Origin of the sequence: Alcaligenes sp. (genome assembly GCF_050255915.1) — a bacterium.
Taxonomy (GTDB): domain Bacteria; phylum Pseudomonadota; class Gammaproteobacteria; order Burkholderiales; family Burkholderiaceae_B; genus Alcaligenes; species Alcaligenes aquatilis.
The window spans coordinates 1-23,307 of the sequence record NZ_JBFWIQ010000020.1; the positions used below are offsets into that span (position 1 = coordinate 1).

Annotated in this window: 18 protein-coding genes; 12 read left to right on the plus strand and 6 right to left on the minus strand. The window is 54.6% G+C overall.

The window, feature by feature from the left end:
* The 8 genes from AB7E06_RS18285 to AB7E06_RS18320 all read left to right on the plus strand — a co-directional run.
* Window positions 1-411: DUF1788 domain-containing protein (locus AB7E06_RS18285; protein WP_427957979.1), on the plus strand; the 411-nt coding region annotated here is incomplete at its 5' end.
* A 14-nt stretch (window positions 412-425) separates the two neighbouring features.
* A complete protein-coding gene (gene brxC, locus AB7E06_RS18290; RefSeq protein ID WP_427957981.1) occupies window positions 426-3,995 on the plus strand; it encodes a BREX system P-loop protein BrxC in 3,570 nt (1,189 codons plus the stop codon).
* A 12-nt stretch (window positions 3,996-4,007) separates the two neighbouring features.
* Window positions 4,008-7,526, plus strand: coding sequence for a BREX-1 system adenine-specific DNA-methyltransferase PglX (pglX, locus tag AB7E06_RS18295; protein WP_427957983.1), 3,519 nt, complete (start codon window positions 4,008-4,010; stop codon window positions 7,524-7,526).
* Window positions 7,527-7,571: 45 nt separating this feature from the next.
* Window positions 7,572-10,079 (plus strand): BREX-1 system phosphatase PglZ type A, encoded by a 2,508-nt coding sequence (pglZ, locus tag AB7E06_RS18300; protein WP_427957985.1) that lies wholly within the window; start codon window positions 7,572-7,574, stop codon window positions 10,077-10,079.
* A gap of 14 nt (window positions 10,080-10,093) precedes the next feature.
* Window positions 10,094-12,190 carry a BREX system Lon protease-like protein BrxL gene (brxL, locus tag AB7E06_RS18305; RefSeq protein ID WP_427957987.1) on the plus strand — a complete coding sequence of 699 codons (2,097 nt, stop codon included), beginning with the start codon at window positions 10,094-10,096 and terminating at the stop codon, window positions 12,188-12,190.
* Window positions 12,191-12,420: 230 nt separating this feature from the next.
* A complete protein-coding gene (locus AB7E06_RS18310; protein WP_427957989.1) occupies window positions 12,421-12,777 on the plus strand; it encodes a helix-turn-helix domain-containing protein in 357 nt (118 codons plus the stop codon).
* A 683-nt stretch (window positions 12,778-13,460) separates the two neighbouring features.
* The gene (locus AB7E06_RS18315; RefSeq protein ID WP_427957990.1) at window positions 13,461-13,715 is read left to right on the plus strand and encodes a helix-turn-helix transcriptional regulator; all 255 of its coding nucleotides are present in this window, start codon (window positions 13,461-13,463) and stop codon (window positions 13,713-13,715) included.
* A gap of 51 nt (window positions 13,716-13,766) precedes the next feature.
* Entirely contained in the window at window positions 13,767-14,012 is a 246-nt protein-coding gene (locus tag AB7E06_RS18320) for a helix-turn-helix transcriptional regulator (RefSeq protein ID WP_427957992.1), read from the plus strand.
* On the opposite strand, the gene AB7E06_RS18325 is transcribed toward AB7E06_RS18320, so the two are convergent.
* Both AB7E06_RS18325 and icd read right to left on the minus strand, forming a co-directional pair.
* Window positions 13,997-15,208 carry a tyrosine-type recombinase/integrase gene (locus tag AB7E06_RS18325; RefSeq protein ID WP_427957993.1) on the minus strand — a complete coding sequence of 404 codons (1,212 nt, stop codon included), beginning with the start codon at window positions 15,206-15,208 and terminating at the stop codon, window positions 13,997-13,999. The genes AB7E06_RS18320 and AB7E06_RS18325 overlap by 16 nt on opposite strands.
* A gap of 171 nt (window positions 15,209-15,379) precedes the next feature.
* Complete coding sequence (icd, locus tag AB7E06_RS18330; RefSeq protein WP_427957994.1) at window positions 15,380-16,636, minus strand: NADP-dependent isocitrate dehydrogenase; 1,257 nt, start codon at window positions 16,634-16,636, stop codon at window positions 15,380-15,382.
* A gap of 267 nt (window positions 16,637-16,903) precedes the next feature.
* On the opposite strand from icd, the gene AB7E06_RS18335 reads away from it, so the two are divergent.
* On the plus strand, window positions 16,904-17,332 hold the full coding sequence (locus AB7E06_RS18335; protein ID WP_094197385.1) for a DUF1841 family protein: 429 nt from the start codon (window positions 16,904-16,906) through the stop codon (window positions 17,330-17,332).
* A gap of 14 nt (window positions 17,333-17,346) precedes the next feature.
* On the opposite strand, the gene AB7E06_RS18340 is transcribed toward AB7E06_RS18335, so the two are convergent.
* Both AB7E06_RS18340 and AB7E06_RS18345 read right to left on the minus strand, forming a co-directional pair.
* On the minus strand, window positions 17,347-17,715 hold the full coding sequence (locus AB7E06_RS18340; protein ID WP_249459858.1) for a c-type cytochrome: 369 nt from the start codon (window positions 17,713-17,715) through the stop codon (window positions 17,347-17,349).
* Between the two features lie 16 nt (window positions 17,716-17,731).
* Window positions 17,732-18,088 carry a c-type cytochrome gene (locus AB7E06_RS18345; protein ID WP_108727795.1) on the minus strand — a complete coding sequence of 119 codons (357 nt, stop codon included), beginning with the start codon at window positions 18,086-18,088 and terminating at the stop codon, window positions 17,732-17,734.
* Between the two features lie 217 nt (window positions 18,089-18,305).
* On the opposite strand from AB7E06_RS18345, the gene AB7E06_RS18350 reads away from it, so the two are divergent.
* Genes AB7E06_RS18350 through AB7E06_RS18360 form a run of 3 tightly spaced genes read left to right on the plus strand, consistent with a single transcriptional unit; the run spans window position 18,306 to window position 20,947 of the window.
* Window positions 18,306-19,163, plus strand: a complete 858-nt coding sequence (locus tag AB7E06_RS18350) for an AAA family ATPase (RefSeq protein WP_094197388.1) — start codon at window positions 18,306-18,308, stop codon at window positions 19,161-19,163.
* Between the two features lies 1 nt (window position 19,164).
* A complete protein-coding gene (locus AB7E06_RS18355) occupies window positions 19,165-19,785 on the plus strand; it encodes a GNAT family N-acetyltransferase (RefSeq protein WP_108727796.1) in 621 nt (206 codons plus the stop codon).
* Window positions 19,775-20,947, plus strand: coding sequence for a vWA domain-containing protein (locus AB7E06_RS18360; protein ID WP_094197390.1), 1,173 nt, complete (start codon window positions 19,775-19,777; stop codon window positions 20,945-20,947). The genes AB7E06_RS18355 and AB7E06_RS18360 overlap by 11 nt, the downstream gene beginning before the upstream one ends.
* A 155-nt stretch (window positions 20,948-21,102) precedes the next feature.
* Here AB7E06_RS18360 and AB7E06_RS18365 read toward each other — a convergent pair whose 3' ends face one another.
* Both AB7E06_RS18365 and AB7E06_RS18370 read right to left on the minus strand, forming a co-directional pair.
* Window positions 21,103-21,747 (minus strand): DUF2968 domain-containing protein, encoded by a 645-nt coding sequence (locus tag AB7E06_RS18365; RefSeq protein WP_108727797.1) that lies wholly within the window; start codon window positions 21,745-21,747, stop codon window positions 21,103-21,105.
* Window positions 21,748-21,883: 136 nt separating this feature from the next.
* Window positions 21,884-23,287, minus strand: a complete 1,404-nt coding sequence (locus AB7E06_RS18370; RefSeq protein WP_321278174.1) for a sigma-54 dependent transcriptional regulator — start codon at window positions 23,285-23,287, stop codon at window positions 21,884-21,886.
* Between the last annotated feature and the right edge of the window lie 20 nt (window positions 23,288-23,307).

Genomic DNA, 23,307 nt, shown 5'->3' on the forward strand with positions numbered 1-23,307 from the left:
CAGGTACTGGAGATCAATCTTTACGACCTGGCCATTGAGCTCTTACAAGCGCGTGGCATCTGGGATCAGGTGCTCGACGTTGAGCCTACGGTCAGCAAGGATGAACTCAAGGAATTGCTACAAGGCGTGCTGGACCCGGAAAGTCATCTGGTGCCTGCCATTGCCGAGCGGCTGGCCGCACACACATTCGACATCTTGTTTATATCCGGGGTAGGCGAAGTCTTCCCCTATATCCGTTCGCACAACGTGTTGAACAACCTGCAAAGTACGGCCAAAGAGAAGCCCACTGTCATGTTTTTCCCGGGGTTGTATACCCAGTCTCAGCTCTCCGGCGCCTCGCTGGATCTGTTCGGGCGCCTGCATGACGACAAGTATTACCGGGCATTCAATATCTATCACTGCGAAGCATGAACGAGGAAAGCGGCATGCATTTGAAGTCTATTTTCAGCAAACCGGTTGACCGCCCCATCGAAGGGGTGATCAAGGCCGACGACGAAGCCAGCCTGCGCCTCGAAATCGAGGAGTACGTCCTTACCAACGAAGTCGAAAAGCGCCTGGATGAGTTCCTGGCCGCTTACAACAACTACACCCATGCCAACGGCGTGTGGATTTCGGGCTTCTTCGGCTCAGGTAAGTCGCACTTGCTGAAAATGCTGGCCCTGCTGTTGGAGAACCGCGCAATTGATGGCGCCAACACCTTGGACTTGTTCTTGCCCAAGTGTGGCAACAACGAAATGCTACGCGCCGACCTGAAGAAGGCTGCGGCCGTTCCATCGAAAAGCATTCTGTTCAACATCGACCAGAAAGCCGCCATCATCAGCAAGACTGAAATCGACGCCCTGCTGTCAGTGTTCGTGAAGGTCTTTGATGAAATGTGCGGCTATTACGGCAATCAAGGCCATATCGCCCAGTTTGAACGCGATCTGGATAGTCGTGGCCAGTACGATGCCTTCAAGCAGGCCTATGAAACGGTAGCGGGCAAGCCTTGGCAGAAAGGCCGCGAACAGGCCCTGCTCGAAAGCCGCAACATTGCCCAGGCCTACGCTCAGGCCACACACAGCGAAGCCGACCAAGCCCTGGGGATTCTGGACAAATACCGCGCTCAGTATCGGGTGTCCATCGAAGACTTCGCCGAACAAGTACGCCACTGGGTTGACCAGCAAGGGCCGGATTTCCGCCTGAACTTCTTTGTGGATGAAGTCGGCCAGTACATCGCCGAAAACACCAAGCTGATGACCAATCTGCAAACCATTGCAGAAAGCCTGGCCACTAAATGCCGGGGCCGTGCCTGGATCATCGTTACCGCGCAAGAGGACATGAGCACGGTGCTGGGCGAGATGAGCAAGCGCCAGGAAAACGACTTCACCAAGATTCAGGCGCGCTTTGCCAATCGCATGAAGTTGACATCCCAGGACGTGGCCGAAGTCATCCAGAAGCGCCTGTTGGCCAAAACGGAAGACGGCGCCCAGCAGCTGGCGCAGATTTACCATGCACAGTCGAACAACTTCAAAACCCTGTTCGATTTTGCCGATGGCAGCCAGCACTATCAGAACTTCCGCGACCAAGATCACTTCGTCAACAGCTACCCCTTCATTCCCTATCAGTTCTCGCTGTTCCAGGCATCCATCCAGAACCTGTCGAAGCAGAACGCCTTTGAAGGCAAGCACAGCTCCGTGGGTGAACGCTCCATGCTGGGCGTCTTCCAACAAGTGGTCATACAGATCCGCGACCACGATGTCGGCCAGTTAGCGACATTTGACCGGATGTTTGAAGGCATCCGCACTGCGCTCAAGTCCAATATCCAGCGCGCCATCCTGCAAGCCGAACAGCACCTTGGCGATGAGTTCGCAGTGCGGCTGCTCAAGGCCCTGTTCCTGGTGAAATATGTGAAGGAGTTCAAGCCTTCGCTGCGCAACCTGTGCGTACTGATGCTGGAAGGCTTTGAGCAAGACCTGCCCGCCTTGCGCCGCCGCGTGGAAGAAGCCCTGAACCTGCTGGAAAACCAGACCTACATCCAGCGTAACGGCGAGCTATACGAGTTTCTGAGCGATGAAGAAAAAGACATCGAACAGGAAATCAAGAATACCGATGTCGATACTACCGACGTTGCAGAAGAGCTTCAGAAGGTGGTGTTTGACCAAGTGCTGGGGCAGCGCAAGATCCGCGTGAATATCGGCACTGCTGCGAACCAGGGGCAAGACTATTCCTTTGCCCGACGGCTGGATGACCGCTTGCATGGCCGCGACCACGAACTAAGCATCCATGTGATCAGCCCCTTCCATGAGCATGTGGAAAGTGAGCAAATGCTGCGCACTGCCTCGGCCTACCAAATGGAAGCGCTGTTTGTCATCATGCAACCCGACGAGCAGTTAATGCGCGAACTGCTGATGTACAAGAAGACGGAACGCTACATCCGCCAGAATATTTCCATCACCCAGAATGAAACCACCAAGCGTATTTTGTACGACAAGGGCCACCAGAACCAGCAACGTGAAGACCGTATCCGCCTGCTCATCCATGAGCTGATCGGCTCTGCGAGGCTGATGATTGCCGGTGCCGACGTAGAAGTCACCTCCGATGAGCCCGTCACCCGTATTACCCGTGGTTTCCATGAGCTGGTGACACGGGTCTACCCCAATCTGTCGATGCTGCGCGGGGTCAATTACACCGAAAACGATATCCGCCGCTGCCTGGACCTGACCACTGACGGCATAGTGGGTAATGACGCCGCCACCTTGCCTGAATCCGAGCAAGAAATTCTGGCCTTTATTCACGGCAATCAGCGTGAAGGCGTTCGCACCACGCTCAAAAGCGTGCTGGAACGATTTGAGCGCAAGCCTTACGGCTGGTATTACGCCGCCATTCTGTGCCTGACGGCCAACCTTTGGGCGCGCGGCAAGCTGGAAGCGCGCACCGACGGCAACCTGCTAGAAATTGACGCCCTGGAGCAAGCCCTGCGCAACACCAGCATCCATGGGCAACTGGTGCTGGAGCCGCAAATCGAATTCAGTGCTTCACAAGTGCGGGCCCTGAAAGAATTCCATGAAGAGTTCTTCGGCCCGCCCCGCAGCAGCGAAGCCAAAGCGCTGGGTCGGGAAGCATCGGCCAACGCCCAGCGTCTGGCGGGTGAAATCAAACCCTTGTTCAGCCAAGTAGATCGCTTCCCTTTCCTGGAAAATCTGCAGCCTGTGCATAAGACCTTGCTGGAGTTGGCCGCCAAGCCCTACACATGGTGGCTGACCGAGCTGCGCAAGGAAGAAGACAAACTGCTGAGTCAGAAGGAAGACGTCCTCGACCCCATACTCACCTTTATGGGCGGGTCGCAGAAAGACATCTACCTGGAAGCCAGCACGCTGCTGAAAACCCAGGAAAGCAACTTTCACTACCTGCAAAGCGATACGCAAAAACAAATCCAGGCCATTCTGGCTGACCCAAAGTGCTACCGCAGCAACCGCATGCAGCAGCTCAAGGCGCTGGTGGATGCCCTACGGGCTGAAGTCACCGCAGCCGTACAGCACGCCACCCAACAGGCGCTGGCCAAGCTGAACAGCTTGCAAACCCGCCTGCAGGGTATGGACGACTACCAGGCATTACCCGCTCAGCGACAAGCCGAGCTTGACCTTCCCTTCCAGGAATTGCATCAGTACGTCCGTCAGGAATCCCTGATCGCAGCCCTTAACGACCGCCTGCACACTTTCGAGGAACAGGGTTACGCCACGCTGCTGGCAAGAACCGTCACCCTGGCACAACAAGCCCGGACACCCGAGCCTGCGCCCGCTGGCAATACCAATAATGGCAACGACGCGACACCCGACGACCCACAGCCACCTGCACCGCCGCCCCCGCCCGCCCCAAAAATCGTACCGGCCCGCAGCCTGAAGCCTGACTACCCCAAGGCCTGGCTGGCCACCGAAACCGATATCAACGATTACCTGGACGCCTTGCGCAAAACCCTGCTCGCAGAGGTTCAACAGGGTCACAAAGTACAGATTTAAAGGCCAAGCAGGATGGACACCTCAAAACTCAAGAAATTTGCGCAGTTCGCACGTACCAGTTTGATGGAACAAGTCGGGCTGAAGCTGGACACCGTATTGGCCGCAGACAGCCTGGCCCGTCGAGAAAGTGCAGAAGCCGTCAGGGCACTCGAAAAGGCTATCGCCGACAACAGCCGCGAACACGTCATAGAACGGGTGGCCTACATCTGGTTCAACCGCTTCTGCGCCCTACGCTTTATGGATGTGAACCGCTATACGCGGGTTGGCATTGTGTCGCCCACCGAAGGCCAGTTTCAGCCGGAGATTCTGGCCGAAGCCAAAATGGGCCATATTGACGAAGACATGGTACCCGCCAGTGTGCGCCAGGAAATCCAGGCCTTGTTGTCGGGCCGTTCCCCCAGCCGCGACCCCCAAGGCGAAGCCTACCGCCTGCTGGTGGTGGCCGCTTGCCGCGATTGGCATAGGAACATGCCCTTCTTGTTCCAGCCTATCGACGATTACACCGAACTGCTGTTACCGGACGACTTGCTTTCAGAGAATTCCATCCTGGCCTACACCCGCGAGGCCATGACGCCTGACGCCTGCGAAAGCGTGGAAGTCATCGGCTGGCTGTATCAGTTCTACATTTCTGAAAAGAAAGACCATATTTTCGATGGCCTGAAGAAAAACAAAAAAATCACCCCTGAGAACATCCCCGCCGCCACCCAACTCTTTACCCCGCACTGGATCGTCCGTTACCTGGTAGAAAACTCCCTCGGCCGTTTGTGGCTGCTCAATCGCCCTAGCTCAAAGCTGGTCGAGAAGATGGACTACTACATCAAGCCCAAACAGGCCGAGACGGATTTCCTTCGGATCAAAAACCCGGAAGAAATTAAGATCTGCGACCCGGCCTGCGGCTCCGGCCACATGCTCACTTATGCCTTTGACCTGCTCTACATGATCTACGAGGAGGAAGGCTACGATTCCGCCGAGATCCCGGAGAAGATCCTCACGAATAACCTCTACGGCATCGAGCTAGACGAACGCGCCGGCGAACTCGCCGCCTTTGCCCTGACAATGAAAGCCCGCGAACGCCAGCGCCGCTTCTTCAACAAAGGCATACGCCCCAACATCTGCGTGTTGGAGAACGTCCATTTCGACGAGGGCGAACTGAAGAGCTACATGGACTTTGTAGGGCGTGACCTGTTCACCGCGCCGCTGCAAACCACCTTGCGCCAGTTCGAAGAGGCCGACAACTTCGGCTCCCTTATCCGTCCGGATGTTACCGATGTAGACGGCATGCTGAGGATTCTGGAGTCACAGAACGTCTCCGGACAGTTGTTTATCAGCATGACCCATCAGAAGGCGCTGCAAGCCCTGCGGCAGGCTGACTACCTGAGTCCCAAATATCATGTAGTAATTGCTAATCCCCCGTATATGGGCAGCAAAGGAATGAATGGAAGGTTGGGAGCTTGGTTAAAGCAGTTTTATCCGAATAGCTGTTCAGACCTAATGACTTCATTTATGGAAAGAAATCAATCCCTTACCATAAAAAATGGATACTGGTCATTAATCAATTTTTCTACTTGGATGTTTTTGAGTTCATATGAAAGATTAAGATACTCATTGCTCACTGGGAACTCGATTCTTTCACTTGTTCACCTAGGCAGAGGTATCTTTGGGTCCGATTTTGGCACTGTCGCATTCTGCGTAAAGAATAGTCCACCAGCGTCTAATACAACTGGAACCTACCGCAAACTTTTTGAAGAACATGTTCAGGTTCGAACAGTAGACACTATTGAACGGCTTTTCCTTGATGAAACGTATGGATGGTACTACATACAACAAAACACTTTGCTTGAAATCCCAGGACAACCAATTTCTTACTGGTTATCACCTCAAATTCTGGATTTATTTAAAACCAATAAAAATCTCGGTGAGGTTGCGCCACCTAAACATGGAATGTCAACAGGAAACAATGCCCGTTTTCTTAAATACTGGTTCGAAGTAGATATATCAAAATGCCACTTTAATGCGGGCAGTAAAAAGGAATGCATTGAATCAAAGAAAAAATGGTTTCCGTACAACAAAGGAGGCGCCTTTCGTAAATGGTATGGCAATAGGGATCTTTTGATAAATTACCAATTCTTTGGTCAAGACATCAAAGCCGGCTATATAGATGGCTCTAATAGCGGTGCGAGAATCTTAAACGAAAACTATTTTTTCAAAGAAAATATTACTTGGGCGGACGTTACTGCCGGTCCCTCTTCATTTCGTTATACACCGCACGGTTCCATATTTGATGGTCGAGGGTCATGCTTATTTTCAGAAAGCTACCTATATAACATTCTAGGTATTCTGAACTCAAAAGCTGCCAAGGGAATATTGTCAGCTCTTAATCCTACGTTCGTTACCACGATCGGTGATCTCGGCAAGCTCCCTATTGTCGACGCACAAAACGAACAATTGATAGAGCGGGCTGTGAAAATAACACAAAATGATTGGGACAGCCTTGAGGTTTCATGGGATTTCACCACGTTACCGTTACTGAATCCGGACTACGAATGGTGTCAGCCAACCTTGAAAGCCAATTATCAAAAGCTCCATGCTCATTGGCGGGAAGTAACGCTAGAGACGCAGCGGCTGGAAGAAGAAAACAATCGCATCTTCATCGAAGCCTATGGCCTGCAAGACGAACTCACACCCGAAGTTCCACTAAAAGAAATCACCCTCACCTGCAATCCTCACTATCGCTACGGCGGAGACAAAACAGAAGAGGAACTGGAAGCGCTGCTGCTGGCCGATACTATGCGGGAATTTATTTCCTACGCGGTCGGCTGCATGTTTGGCCGCTACAGCCTGGACAAGCCCGGCCTGATCCTGGCTAACCAGGGCGAAACACTGGCTGACTACTTGGCGCAAGTGCCCGAGCCGACCTTCACCCCCGACAAAGACAATGTCATCCCCATGCTGGACGGCGACTGGTTTGCCGACGACATCACAGAACGCTTCCGTCGTGTCCTGCGGGTGACGTTTGGCGACGAGCACTATGAGGAAAACCTGCGCTTTATCGAAGAAGCCTTGAACATCAAAGGCAAGCGCAACTACAGCCTGCGCGATTACTTCCTGAGCGAGTTCTATACCGACCATCTGAAGCGCTATAAGAAACGGCCCATTTACTGGCTCTTCTCCAGCCCCAAGGGCAGCTTCAATGCCTTGATCTACATGCACCGCTACCGCCCGGATACTGTCAGCGTGGTGCTGAACGACTATCTGCGGGAGTTCCGTGCCAAATTGCTGGCACGCAAGAACCACCAGGAAGCCCTGGGCATCAGCGCCTCCACCAGCCAGAGCGACAAAACCAAGGCTCTCAAGGAAATTGAGAAGATCAGCAAAATGATTGCCGAAGTAGACGCCTACGAGCGCGACACGCTCTATCCGCTGGCCACCGAGCAGATCGAGATTGACCTGGATGATGGTGTTAAAGCCAACTATCCGAAGTTCGGCGCTGCCTTGAAGAAAATCCCGGGCCTGGAAGCCAAGGATGATTGATATGTGTTTATGGATGCCCGAGGCAGGAAGAAGGCTAGAGTCAGCATGAGCAACCCAAGAATCACCCAAGCGCTGAACAACCTGTTCGCCAAGCACCGGATTGTGTTCTGGTATGACGCCAACCGTGAGTTTCGGGCCGACTTTGAGTCACTGACGCTGCCCGATGTCACACCGATTGAGCTTGCCAATAACGAGTTTGGCGTCAAGCACCGGATTCTGCGTATATCCCCCGAAGAAAAGTTTCTGCTTTTTCATGAAGGCCCCCCACCTGCCGAACTGGATAACTGGCTGTTGGACGTCATGCTGGCCCATGCGGAATTCCGCACTGACCAGAACGCCATCTGGCTGTCTGAGATGGAACTCAGCCCAGATCCGGAATTCATGGCCTTGGTACAAGAACACAACGAGTTCTTTCAGGCAGCCAAGCGTCGGGAAGCGCTTAAAAAAATCCTGCACAAGCAAGATACAGCGAATCAGATCCGCAGCAAGATGCTGGCCGTCTGCGCCGACAGTGATGCGCGCCTTGATGCGGTGTTGGAACAGCTGTTGCAGGAGCTGGCTGATGGCAGCGACGACAAATTCAGGCTGATCACGCGCTGCAAGCTCGATGCCTTTCTGTGGGAGCAGACCAGCCGCCATTTCGCCTACCACTCCGAAAACCCAAGCCTGCGCGATTTTGCCATTGAGCTGTTCAAATCCTGCTACGCCATGGGTACAGACGGCACCATCAAGTTGAATGGCGACGCCTTGGTGTTCCTGAAACGCTGGAAGAACAGCCGCCCCTTTGGCCTGGCCTTTGAAACGCTCTCCAATGAATGCGCTCAGGTACTGGACATCGAGCAGGATCTTGGCACACGCGACTACCGCGCGTTGATGGAGCTGGATTACTTCCGTCTTATCGACCAGAAGATCATCAGTGACCTGGTGCGCGAAGTGGCTGGGCAGACCGTTGCGGCGGGCGACGTTTCACAATGGGTACGCCAACGTCGCCAAAGCCATTGGTATGGTGAATTCCAACACCTCTATGAAGCGCTGGATATTGCGGCACAATTCACCCAGACATTGGCTGACGCACGGCTGGAAATGTCCAGCATCGCCGACGGCGTACAGCGTTATAGCCGCACCTGGTACGTATTGGATCGCCAGTACCGCAAATTCATCTATAACGTACGCAAGTCAGGCCAGACATCGTTGATGGGGCCGTTAGCCGAACGGATTGAAAACCTCTACACCAACAATTTCCTGCTGACCTTGGGCGACCGCTTTCAAGCCTGTGTAGATGGCGCCAAGCACTGGGAAGCCCTGCCGGTACGCCGCCAGGATGACTTCTTCAAGCACTGGGTGCAGCCCTTCCTGGATAAGGACACGCGCGTGTGCGTGATTGTGTCCGACGCCATGCGTTATGAAATCGGCGAAGAACTATTAAGCCTGATTCGGCGTGAAGACCGCTATGGTGCTGAACTACAGCCCGCCCTGGCCATGCTGCCCAGCTACACCCAGTTAGGTATGGCCGCCTTGCTCCCGCACAAGACGCTGGAGATAATCGATAACGAGCAGGCTGGCGTGCTGGTTGATGGCATCAGCACACAAGGCACGGTTAACCGCAACAAGATTCTGGAACAAGCACTCGGCGGCCTTGGGCAGGCCATGAAGGCAGAAGACTTCATGGCGTTGAACCGCGATGAAAGCCGTGACGTGCTGAAAGCCAACCGCGTGCTGTATCTGTATCACAACCGCATAGACCACACCGGCGACAAGCTGCAGTCGGAGGGCCTGGCGTTTGATGCCGCCGAAGACACCCTGAGTGACATCATTCAGTTGGTAAAGAAGCTGACCGCAGCGAACGCCAGCAACATCCTGGTGACTGCCGACCACGGTTTCATCTACCAAAACCGCGAACTGGCCGAGAGCGACTTTCTCGCCGCCAACGTAGCCAGCGACAAAGTGCTGTTCCGCAACCGGCGTTTCTTGCTCGGCAAGGGGCTGGACGCCCACCCCAGCGTGCACACTTTTGTCCCATCGCAGCTTGGCCTGCAGGGTGAAATCACGGTACAAGTTCCCAAGTCGATCAATCGGCTGCGCTTGCAGGGTTCGGGCAGCCGTTTTGTCCACGGTGGTGCGACGCTGCAGGAAGTCGTGATTCCGGTGCTCAAGATTAACAAAAAGCGCCAAAGCGACACCGCCTTGGTGGAAGTCGATATCCTGCGTGGCGCGAGTTCTGTCATTACCTCCGGGCAACTGGCTGTCACTTTCTTCCAGTCCACACCGGTTACCGACAAAACGCAACCGCGTGTGCTGCAAGCGGGCATCTATACCGATGAAGGTGAGCTGATTTCCGATAGCCACGAACTACGCTTTGATCTGGAATCCGACAACCCGCGCGAGCGCGAGATTCCTGTGCGCTTTGTGCTGACTCGTCAGGCTGACCAGGCCAACGGCCAGGAAGTGAACTTGCGGCTGAACGAGCAATACGCTGGCACCACGCACACCACGATATACAAATCGCTGCGCTATACGATTCGGCGCGCATTCACCAGCGATTTCGATTTTTGAAGTAAAGGCATACGATGAACGCACTGGATACGAAAATCAACGAACACTTCCTTGGCCTGGTCGTGCGCAAGGACCTCGTCAAAGCGGTCAAGGGCAATGCCATCGTGCCGTCGTATGTTCTTGAATACCTGCTGGGGCAATACTGCGCCACTAGCGACGAAGCCAGCATCCAGACCGGCATCGAAACCGTCAAGCAGATTCTTGCCCAGCATTACGTGCATCGCAACGAAGCCGGGCTGGTGCGCTCGAACATCCGCGAAAAAGGTCGGTACAAGGTCATCGACAAGATCGGCGTTTCACTGAATGATAAAGATGACGTCTACGAAGCCGAGTTCTCCAACCTGGGTATCAAGAAAGTGCTGGTCAACCCCAGTACCATCAAAACCCACCCCAAGCTGTTGGTGGGTGGCGTCTGGTGCATAGCCGACCTTGAGTACCTGGCCACAGAAGACAAGAACACCAGCCCCTGGCTGCTTTCATCACTCAAGCCTATTCAGCTGTCGCACTTTGATTTTGAGGGCTACACACAGGCCCGGCGACAGTTCAGCACCGATGAATGGATAGATCTGTTGATACAAAGTATCGGCTTCAACCCCGAACTTTTCAGCCGCCGCAGCAAACTGACCCAGCTCGTGCGCTTGATTCCATTTTGCGAACGCAACTACAACGTGATGGAGCTTGGCCCCAAAGGCACGGGCAAATCGCATATTTATTCAGAATTTTCGCCCCACGGCATGTTGATCTCGGGTGGCGAAGTCACCGTGCCCAAGCTGTTTGTGAACAACTCTACCGGCAAGCTGGGCCTGGTAGGCTACTGGGATTGCGTCGCTTTCGACGAATTTGCCGGTAAGCAAAAGCGTGTCGACAAAGCCCTGGTCGACATCATGAAGAACTACATGGCGAATAAGTCGTTCTCGCGCGGGGTCGAAACCCTGGGTGCAGAGGCGTCCATGGCCTTCGTCGGCAACACCCAGCACACCGTGCCCTGGATGCTGCGCCACTCGCATTTGTTCTGCGATCTTCCAGAGAAATTCTGCGACTCAGCGTTTCTGGATCGCATCCACTTCTACATCCCCGGCTGGGAGGTGGATGTCATCCGCAGCGAAATGTTCTCAAGCGGCTACGGTTTCGTGGTGGATTACCTGGCAGAAATCCTGCGCGACCAGCGCAACAAGGATGAATCGCATCGCTACCAAGAGCACTTCACCCTATCGTCCGACATCTCCACCCGTGACCGCGACGGCATCCATAAGACCTTCTCCGGACTGATGAAGATTCTTTACCCGCACGGAGAGGCCACGCCTGCAGAAATAGAAGAGATTTTGCGCCTGGCCCTCGAAGGCCGCAAACGGGTCAAAGACCACACCATGCGGATCGACCCCACCTATCCGCCCGTGCGCTTCATGTACACCGATACGTCGGGCAAAGAACATGACGTCACGACCTTGGAAGAACGGGAGTATCCATCGCTTTATCGCAAGAATGATGATGGCGCTGAGGATGCGGAAACAAGTGACATTGTTGCAGTTGTTGATGCTTCAGCAAGTGAAGCCACACCCGCCGCCCCCTCTGACGGTGGCGCTCATGTAGGGGCGGCACAGAATATCGCCGCAACGGTGCCAGAACTCAAAGAACAGCATCTAAGCTTTGAGGAAAACCAGAAAGGCATTTCCTACGACAAGCTGATCGGCCCCTACATCAAAGGCGTCACCACCATGACGATCACCGACCCCTACATCCGTTTGTTCTTCCAGATCCGGAATTTGATGGAACTGCTGGAAACCGTGGTCAAATTCAAAGCCCCCGACGAAGAGGTGTCGGTGCATCTAGTGACCGTCGAAGACGAGTTCAAGGGCGAGCAGCAGAAAGAAAACTTCGAGAAGATCCAAGCCGGTGCCGCTGCCGCAGGAATCGACTTCACCTGGACCTTCGACACCGCCGGAACTCTACACGCCCGGCACATCATCACCGACCACGGCTGGAAGATATCACTTGACCGCGGCCTGGACATCTTCCAGCACTATGAAATGAATGACGCATTCTCATTTTCGAATCGCTTGCAGCAGCACCGGGCGTGCAAGGCGTTTGAGGTGACGTATATTCGGCTGTAAAGAACTCGATACCTTCGACTTACCAAGTTGGCGCACAAAGTCGCGGGCCTTACCTTACAATCTTTGACCCTCATACTGTGCCATTCAGTGTCACAATGACCCATAGTAGTGGCCAATCGGCACTCTAACCCCAATTTTCAATAGTTATATATTTTTATTTACCGTCATGTCTTGCGCCAAGTTTCTGTCATAATGTATCAAACTACTAACAACATTCATACCTGTACACCATGAGCAGCATCGGCGAGCGCCTGCGCATCGCACGCACCGAACGAGGCTTGACCCAAGAAGCCTTGGCTAATTTGGTTCAGACCCCTTTGAGCCAAGGAGCGATTGCGCACATAGAAAATGGGCGCAGCGAATCCTCTCGTCACATAGTCTGGATTGCAGCAGCCCTCCGTGTACGTGCGGAATGGCTTGTCACAGGCGAAGGTGAAATGTTCGAGGCCGAGTGGCCTTGGCCTGAAATTCCTAGAGACACCGTGTCGGCGCTGCCGAGACAGGTACTGGAAGACATCAGCGACTACATCCAGATGAAGCTGACCAAGCAGGCGAAGAACGACAGCCATCCAGAGAGCACCGATTGATTAGAAACGCGATCTCTGCTTTTTCCGCCCTGTCGCCAGCATAAAAACCACAATTATCCAACAAGAAATTGATCATGAATCGGTGAATCAAGACGGTTCCCTGTGTGTCAATTCGACCCAACCTCAAAGAATAAGTGATCATTTCGCATCCATCATATGACTTTTTAGTATTACTTTTGTATTGACGCAAGCAAGTAGATGCGTAATGATTGCACCAAGCCTGCTCTTTAACAACACAACACCGATAAATACCGTGCCCTGCTCGACTCCGAGCGGTGCGAGTGCACGGCTACCCGTGTCGTCAGCATCATGCGGGGCGACATGCACCTGGGTAGGAGCAAAGCAGGTGAAAAATCATCCCTCGTCCGGGCCGGTAGCGACTGGCGTTAACCGGAGGCGTGGATGACGTTCCGTATCAACGGACGCCGGTGCTGCCGAAGGCAGGCCACATTTGACGGATGGCGCGTAATTCGTCAATGACAGCAGCAAAGACTGCAGTTACCTGCATCCCGACGAACCGCAGCAGCGGAGCCAGCGTCGGGCGCTGCCGGGAATGATCAAAGCAACCAGCCCCCATCGCGGCATCTTGGCGGGCTGCTCACGACGGCGCAAGCAGCGCCGGCTTTGGAAAGCATCCTGAGAATTCAACCCCAGGGTGCTTTCCAAGGTTAACGGAGGAAGAAATGAAGGAACAACAGGCCGCAGCGCAGACTCTTGGCCACTCAGCAGCCCGACCATATCCCCCCAACACGCAGGAACAAGCCCTGCTGTACCGCATCCCTATTGCTGAGGCCAAGCTCGGCGTTTCGAGGTCAACCATCTATCGCCTGGTGAATGAGGGTGAGTTGGAACTCGTCAAAATAGGCAAACGCTCCAGCGGCATTACTGCTGCCAGCCTCTATGCACTCATAGAGCGCAACAGGGCGATTATCAGTTAGACAACGATATACAACTCGTCAAAAGCATCAACCCTTACCTACGGATTGACCATGACAAATTCTCAATCTATTCCACCACCAGGCTTTGGCTATGCAGCAGACACACTGGTGCGCGTTCCCGAAATCTGCCGGGACCCAAAAACCGGCCGACCAGGCATCCTCCCTATTAGCCGATCTACTTGGTATGAGTGGGTCAAGCTGGGGATCGTACCCCCCGGAACTCGTATCGGCGGGCGGACGGTAGTTTGGCGCCTTTCAGACATTCAGGCCCTCGCCAAGAATCATTCGGGGCTCTGAATCAGCTTGTCCAGATAATCCGCTAAGAACTGCAATGCCTCCTTGCGCTCCCCTGCCAGTTCCGCATGATTGTAGGCGGTTTCGACCTGCCCCCTTGGAGCGTGGGATAAAAGCAATTCCACCACCTCAGAACGAATCCCATGTTCACGCAACAGTGTGGCAGTTGTCCCCCGGATGCCGTGTGGCGAAAAATCAGGAACACCGAAATCCATCCGTTTGAAAAAATGGTTCAGACTGGCTTCGCCCATCGGCGCCATGCGGCCGGTCCCAGCATAGATAGACGGGAATACGTAATCCTGATGGCCCGTCATCGTTTTCAAGCGCTTCAACAAATCAACGGCCTGGCGCGACAGGTATACCCGGTGGCGCTTGCGCATCTTCATGCGTTCCGCCGGTATGTCCCAGAGGCCGGAATCCAGATCGTACTCATTCCAACGGCTACGAATCAGCTCACTCTTGCGAACCATGGTGTAGACAAGCAATTGAGTTGCTGCCTGGGTGGTGAAATGTGCCCCCTGACGAGGGATCAGACGCCAGAAGTTGGCAAGTTCAGGTTCCAGCAAATGCCGGTGATGCGTTTTCTTGGGAACAGACACCGCGCCACGCACCATCAGCGCCGGATTGGAATCTGCTTGCAGGTTGCGAATCGCATAGTTGTAGACCCGCTGAATCAAGGATCTCACCCCCTCAGCAGTCGTGGGCGTACCGCGCAGGGAATCCAGGATACCCAGCACGTCGCCTGGCGCTACAGACGTTAACGGCTGACCGCCAATCACTGGGAATACGTAAGATTCAAGCCACCGCAGCTGCTGCGCCCGGTACGTTGCCGAACGATAGTAAAGCGTATCCTCCACCCACTGACGCGCATAGGTTTCAAATGTCGGACCCGTCGGTTTGACACGCGTTCCGGTGAAACCCTCAAGCTGGATTGTTTTTGGATCCTCCCCTCTCTGAACCGCTTCCTGAAGAGCTTCATGAATCATTCGTGCCTGCTTCAACGAGATTGCCGGATACCTGCCAATCGTGATCTTGTCGCGCCGTCCCGCAAACCGATACTTATAGCGCCAGACCTTGGTGCCGGTGGGCAAGACATCAATATGCAGCCCTCCACCATCCGTCAAGGCGTAGATCTTGTCTTTAGGTTTGGCTGCTTCAATCGCAGCGACGCGCAAGGAATAAGAGAAAGTGCGGGGCATGGGGCCATCATTAAAAATTTTGGGGCCATAATACCATCCAAGGCCCCAAACGATGGCCCCAAAACAACTTGTTCTAACGCGATCAATCCGGAGTCATCCGGATATGAAAAAGCCCTGCCTCTCTATGAGAACAGGGCTTTTCCGGACTTCAATGAATCAGTCTGGAACTGATTACATGTTGTCGATCATGACATCGCCAAAACCGGAGCAGGACACTTGAGTAGCGCCTTCCATCAGACGGGCAAAGTCATAAGTCACTTTACGCGAGGTGATGGATTTTTCCATGCTGGAGATGATCAGATCAGCAGCTTCGGTCCAGCCCATGTGACGCAGCATCATTTCAGCGGACAAAATCAGCGAACCTGGGTTCACGTAGTCTTTGCCAGCGTACTTGGGAGCAGTACCGTGGGTAGCTTCGAACATGGCCACGGAGTCGGACAGATTGGCGCCGGGAGCGATACCAATACCACCCACTTGAGCAGCCAGAGCGTCGGAGATGTAATCGCCGTTCAGGTTCAGTGTGGCGATAACGTCGTACTCGGCAGGACGCAGCAGGATCTGTTGCAAGAAGGCGTCAGCAATCGAATCCTTGACGATGATCTCGCGACCGGTCTTGGGATTCTTGAATTTGCACCATGGGCCGCCGTCGATCAATTCAGCGCCAAATTCTTTTTGAGCCAGTTCGTATGCCCAATCACGGAAGCCACCTTCGGTGAACTTCATGATGTTGCCCTTGTGAACGATGGTCACGGAAGAGCGATCGTTGTCGATGGCGTACTGGATGGCCTTGCGCACCAGGCGCTCGGTACCTTCGCGGGAAACAGGCTTGACACCAATACCGGAAGTATTGGGGAAACGGATCTTGTTCACGCCCAGGGTATTTTGCAGGAAGTCGATCAGCTTCTTGGCGCTTTCGGACTCAGCAGCAAATTCGATACCGGCGTAAATGTCTTCGGAGTTCTCGCGGAAAATAACCATTTCGGTCTTTTCTGGCTCACGCACAGGCGAAGGAACACCCTTGAAGTAGCGCACAGGGCGCAGGCAGACGTACAGGTCCAGTTGCTGACGCAGGGCCACGTTCAGGGAACGGATGCCACCGCCAACGGGAGTGGTCAGAGGACCTTTGATGGACACGACGTAGTCTTTAACGGCATCCAGTGTTTCTTCTGGCAGCCACACGTCGGAACCGTACACCTTGGTGGATTTTTCACCGGCGAACACTTCCATCCATTCGATCTTGCGCTTGCCGCCATATGCTTTGGCAACCGCAGCATCGACCACTTTGATCATGACTGGCGAAATATCCACGCCCGTACCATCACCCTCGATGTAGGGAATAATGGGTTGATCGGGAACATTCAGGGAAAAATCCGCGTTAACTGTAATTTTCTGCCCCGACGCGGGGATCTTGATATGCTGATAGGACATGGATGCTCCAGTTGTGCTCCAATATTAGGGATAGCTAAACACGGAACGCTTTTGCGTTTCCGAAGTCTTATATAAGAGTTTAACTTAATTCGCGCGTATTCAGGCACCTGTAAACTCAAAGCTTGTCAAAAATGCTTGCATTCTTGACAACTTATCTATTCTACACGGCCCCGATGGTGGCTTGTACCAGCCAGTCATTCTCACCGTTTCCCGTAAAATGCGCGCCAAAGATTCGCATTTTCTGACCATTTTTTTCTCGACTCCACCATGTTCAACCCCTCTCGCGAGCAGGTTCGCCAATTTTTCATTGAAGCTTGGGACAAACACCAAAGTGGTCATCTGCTGACCGCTCTAGAGACCATGGCAGTGGATCTGGTACAGCAGCACCCCGAGTACCACGACGATTTACGTAACGCCGATGCCGTCAGTCAGGACTATTCCGTGGAGCAAGGACGCAGCAACCCTTTCTTGCACCTGTCCATGCACCTGGCCATCAATGAGCAACTGTCGATTGACCAGCCTCCGGGCATCAAGGCAGCGTATCAGCGCTTATTGACCAAGCACGATCAGCATGCCGCAGCGCACATCATCATGGAGGCACTGGGCGAGGTGATCTGGGAAGCACAACGTCTGGGCACGCCGCTAAACAATGAGCGCTATATCGAATTGATTTTGCGCCACAGCACGCGTGACTAACGCCGCAAGCAGCTTTACTTCCTATGGCTTAACGGGCCGGGCTGACGCGACAGCCACACGGAAATACTGTCAATATCCGCTTGGCTCATGGTGTTGGCCATCGCTCCCATGATCGCGTTCTTGCGAATATTGGACGTTGCCGGCGCTCCGGCCTGCCCACGCTTGTACGCCATCAAGGCCTGACGTAAATAATCCGCATGCTGGCCAGCCAGAATGGGATACTCCGGATTCAAGGGCGTTTTCGCATCCTCGCCATGACAGGAGGCACAATTCAGGTTCTTCCAGGCTTGTCCGCCTGCATTGACCAAATCGTCAGCAGCCATTGCCTGACCGCCCCCTGCGGCCATCAGCCCCATTGCCACCAGTAAGACTGTTTTTCTCATACGTACCTCCCCGTCCTTAAGGTTTGTTGCCCGCGTAATACGCGGCAATGTCCGCCATGTCCTGTTCGGACAAGCTCAGCGCAATGGCTTGCATGGTGGGGAAGGTTCGAGCACCGCTGGCATACTCCTTGAGCGCCGCTTCTATATACGCAGCACCCTGCCCGGCAATCATGGGAACGTGATAGACCTCGGGAAAGCTGGCCTTGTAACCGGGCAAGCCATGACAGCCTATACACATGGAGATCTTGTCGCGCGCCGCCTCGGGATTGGCCTTGATCGGCTCGGAATCCTGCGCCTGGGCTGCCCAGGGCAGACAGGAGCTGGAGGCCAGAAGAAAGAAAGAGACACACCGCTTCATTTGCAACTTCATCATCGCTATTCGCTTTGTCGTGGAGTTGAAAACGGTCCGGGTCAGGCTCTGCGTCTATTGCAGCAAAAGGTGAATCAACGCGACACCTGGCTCTGTGATGCTGACCGACGAGTACTGAGACGATTGTATGATAATTGCCAAGGATGACTGATACTAGTATTTATACCCGAGTTTCTATTCTTGACAGATCAACATTTTAAGTACAAGTTTGAGCCGATTTATGACTACTACGACCCGTTTTGAAGGCACCGACCAGTACGTTGCCACCGATGATTTGAAGCTGGCCGTCAACGCCGCTTTGACGCTACAACGTCCTTTGCTGATCAAAGGCGAGCCGGGTACCGGCAAGACACTGCTCGCCCTGGAAGTGGCCCGTGCCCTGGGACGTCCCCTGCTGCAATGGCATATCAAGTCCACCACCAAAGCGCATCAGGGTCTGTATGAATATGACGCGGTCTCGCGTCTGCGCGACTCCCAATTGGGCGATGAGAAAGTCCACGATATCGGCAACTACATTGTGCAAGGCACCTTGTGGCAAGCCTTCGAGTCCGAGGAGCCCACCGTCGTTCTGATCGACGAAATCGACAAGGCCGATATCGAGTTCCCCAATGACTTGCTGCAGGAACTGGACCGCATGGAGTTTCATGTCTATGAGACTCGCCAGACCGTCAAGGCGCGCCACCGCCCATTGATCATCATCACGTCCAATAACGAAAAAGATCTGCCTGACGCCTTCCTGCGCCGCTGTTTCTTTCATTACATCCGCTTCCCGGAGCGCGAGACCATGGAACAGATTGTGGCCGTGCACTATCCCAACCTGCGCAGCGACATCCTGTCCAGCGCCCTGGATACCTTCTTTGCCCTGCGCGATGTCCCTGGCTTGAAGAAAAAACCCTCCACCTCGGAATTTCTGGACTGGCTGCGTCTGCTACTGGCTAACGACATTCCGGCCGATGCCCTGCATGAGCTGGATGAAGGCCTGCCCCCCATGGCCGGTGCCTTGCTGAAAAACGAACAAGACTTGTCCTTGATGCAGCGTCTGGCCGCCATGAGCCAACGCAGCCAGCGCCGGAGCTGATATGCAAACAAGCGCTTTTTCCCAGCCACTGGCTCCCTTGACGCTGCAAGGATGGGGCGTGCGTCTGGAGCCTTTGCAACTGGCGCATGTGAAATTGCTGGAAGCGGCTGCGGCCGATGGCGAACTTTGGAATGTGCGTGTGACCAGCGTCCCCGCCCCCGGCCAGACCCAGGACTATGTCAATAAAGCTCTGGACGGTCTGGAACAGGGCCATATGCTGCCCTTTCTGGTATGGGACCTGAGCACAGACCGAGCTGTCGGCACCACGCGTTATCACGACATTATTGCGCCAGTGGGCCGCCTGGAAATCGGCTACACCTGGTATGCTCGCAGCGCCCAGCGCAGCCACGTCAATACCGCGACCAAGCTGCTCTTGCTGCAACATGCTTTCGAGACCTTGGGAGCTGGCGTCGTAGGCTGGCGTACCGACCACCTGAACTTCCAATCCCAGCAAGCCATCACCCGCCTGGGAGCTCGTTTCGACGGACGAGTTCGCCACCATGCTATGCGCCGCGACGGCACGATACGCGACACCCTGTTCTACAGCCTGATGGCAGGCGAGTGGCCGGATGTCCGCGCCCACTTGCTGGACAAACTAAGGCAGCACGGCCATGTTGCTTGATTTCTTCTACCACCTGCGCGAGCGCGGCCTGCCGGTTTCCATTCAGGAACACCTGACGCTGCTGGACGCATTGTGCAAAGGGATCATGCCCCCCACGCTGGACGATTTTTACCATCTGTCCAGACTGGTGCTGATCAAGGACGAAACCCTTTACGACCGCTTTGATTTGGCCTTTGGTGAGTTCTATCAGCCACAGTTGGAGGCGCTGGCCAAGGACAAGACCTTGCCCGAGGACTGGCTACGCAAAACACTGACCCGCAACCTGACGCCTGAACAGAAAGCTGCATTGGAAAAGCATGGGCTGGAAAAACTGCTGGAGATGTTCAAGGAACGTCTGAACGAACAGCAAGGGCGACATGCGGGCGGCAGCAAATGGATTGGCACGGGTGGCTCCTCACCGTTTGGACATGGTGGCTATCACCCCGAAGGGATCCGTATCGGCGGCCCCTCTGCAGGAAACCGTACCGCCATCAAGGTCTGGGAAAAGCGCGAGTTCGTGGATTACGACGACCAGCAAGAGCTGGGCACACGCAACTTCAAAATGGCGTTGCGACGCCTGCGCCGCTTTGCCCGCCAGGGCGCCCCCACCGAGCTGGATCTGGACAGCACCATACGCGAGACAGCTCGCAATGCCGGCATGCTGGATCTACACATGCAGGCCGAGCGACAAAACCGGGTCAATGTGCTGATGCTACTGGATATTGGCGGCAGCATGGATGACCACATCGCCCAGGTAGAATCCCTGTTCTCGGCTGCACGCTCTGAATTCAAGCACCTGGAAGCGTATTACTTCCATAACTGCGTGTATGAATCAGTCTGGCGGAACAATGCTCGCCGTCAAAGCGAGAGGCTGGATACCTGGGATTTGCTGCGCAAGTACAACGAGGACTGGCGCATCATTATCGTAGGCGATGCCACCATGAGTCCTTACGAGATCATGGCTCCAGGTGGTTCTGTTGAGCACTACAACAAGGAAACCGGCGCAGCCTGGCTGCAAAGGCTGAACGATCACTGGCCACGTATCGCCTGGCTCAACCCGGAACCGCAGGCTTATTGGCCGTATCGACAATCCATCGCCATCATTCAGAACCTGATGTCCGACCATATGTACCCCGTTACCAGCGCAGGGCTGGAAGAGGCGATGCGTTACTTGTCGCGCTAAACAACCACCTTCTGTTCGACGACGGACAGGAAATCAACACCCGAGGCGCCAAAGACAAGGGCATAAGGTCAGCCAAGGGCGCTTTCCCTTCAGACATAAAAAAACCCGCACAGTTACAAAACTGCTGCGGGTTTTTCATCACGCTTTTCAAGCCATCAACGCCCTTTCTGACGCTGCAACATCCCAGCGCGCTGCTTCTCCAACTCATTGATCTGACGCTGCAATTCACGCAGCTGCTCACGGGCTTCACGTTCCTGCTCGGCCAGAGCCTGAGCTTCACGGCGGGACTCTTCACGCTGGGCGATGGCCAAAGCTTCTTGCTGACGCTGCAAAGCCAGATCGTTTTGCAAAACAGTCAACTGGTCCGCGCTTTCATTCAATTTCTTTTCAGCATCAGCCACTTCGGCCTGCAGCTTGATGCGCTCCAGATCAGCGGCGGCATAGTCTACCGTGTCCTGACGGTACTGGGTGTACATACGCTCGGCCAGGGATTCGTCGGTGGTCTTGAACACACGCCAGAATTCACGCTGCTGAAACAGGGCCACGTAATACGTCATGCTCTCGGCAGAGAACAGCAAGCTGGCACCAAAACGACCGTTATAGGCGGTACGCAGCTCTTGGACGGCACGCGCCTGAATCAACTGCTGCAACTGGGCCACTGTGGTGTTCTGATAGGCCGGAGCCGGAGCGGGTGCCGGTGTAGGGGCCACTTCCGGCGAAGCGACAGGCGCCACTTCCTGGACATCTTGCTCTTGAGTTTGCGCCACTACAGGCCGCTCTGGCTCCTGCACCAAAGACATCGAGCTGCACCCTGACAATAAAAAAAGTCCTCCCAAGGACAGCAACGCCGCCGTCTTCTGACTAAGGTTCACCATACCCATCCCTTGATAATCCATTTTTTTGTGTTTAGCTTGATACACAGAATCAGCCCGTATTCTAAACGCGCGTTGTCGCATCTTGTGCCTTTATGTTGAATTTGCGCATCTTTTCCCACAAGACTTTGCGAGAAATTCCTAATACAGCAGCCGTATCCTGGCGTCGCCAGTTCTGCGTATCCAGAACATTGATAATGCGAGCGCGCTCCTCCTGCTCCTGCGCACTCAGACTGATGACCGGCTCGGGCCGCTCCAAAATAGGCGCCCCTTCAGGCAAAGCCATGGCCGGAGCCATCACCGGGGCGTTAAAGCGTTCCAGCACTTGTCGCAGTTGTACCGACTCCCAGGCACCGAACTGTTTACTCATGACAGCAACACGTTCAACCAGATTAGCCAGTTCCCGCACATTACCGTTAAAGCGCATGTTGCCTACGGCATCCAGCACCCATTGCGGAATATCTTCAACGTCACACTCCAGCGCCTGTTCCAGCAAGGCGCAGAAAATAGCGATCTTTTCCTGAGAGCCGCGCTGCTCCAGGTTCGGAATCAGCAGCTCAACCACGGCCAGACGGTAATACAGATCAGCGCGAAACTGACCCTGCTGCACCAAACCCAAGAGGTTTTTATTGGTGGCTGCGACCATACGAAAATCGACCGGGATCTGTTGCGTCGACCCCAGGCGCGTCACGCAGCGCTGCTCCAGAACGCGCAGTAGTTTGACCTGTTGATGCAAGGGCAAATCCCCGATTTCGTCCAGGAACAGGGTGCCTTGATCTGCCTGCTCGAAATAGCCTTTATGAGCGCCAATTGCGCCCGTAAAGGCCCCTTTCGCATGGCCGAAGAAATGAGCCTCGAACAAACCCTCGGGCACTGCCCCGCAGTTCACCGGAACGAAAGGGCCTTGGGCACGTGAGGAGCGCTCGTGCAACAGTTGGGCAATACGCTCTTTACCCACGCCTGTTTCGCCATGAATCAGCACACTGGCCCCGCTATCGGCGTACATATCCGCCTCAGCAATCAAGGCTCGCATCACAGGCGAGACGGCAACTAATGGCTGAGGGCCACCCTGCCCGTCACGCTCGACCTGTGCGGTCAAGCCGGCCAACTTGGCAACCAGAGTACGCAACTCGGCCTGACTGAAAGAAAGCGGCAAAGTATAGGAGTACGCCGACGGGTAAAAACGGGGGTCATAGCCCCGGTTCTCCGAAGCGACCCAGATCACCGGAATGGCATGCTCAACCAGCCATTGGTGCTGCTCAAAACGCCCCTGGGCCATCACACTGACAGACACCAGAGCAACCGCATGACGCGTGGGATGACGCTCGGCGTCCAGCACCAAGGAAGGCTCTACGCGCATGACCGCTACCGAACTGGGCTCCATGGCACGCTCAGCGCGCGTCACCAGATCGGAGCTGCCCTCCCAGACGTATAAAACAGGTTCATTACCCATAAAGCTGACACTCATTGCTGTGTTCGCCTCCCGCC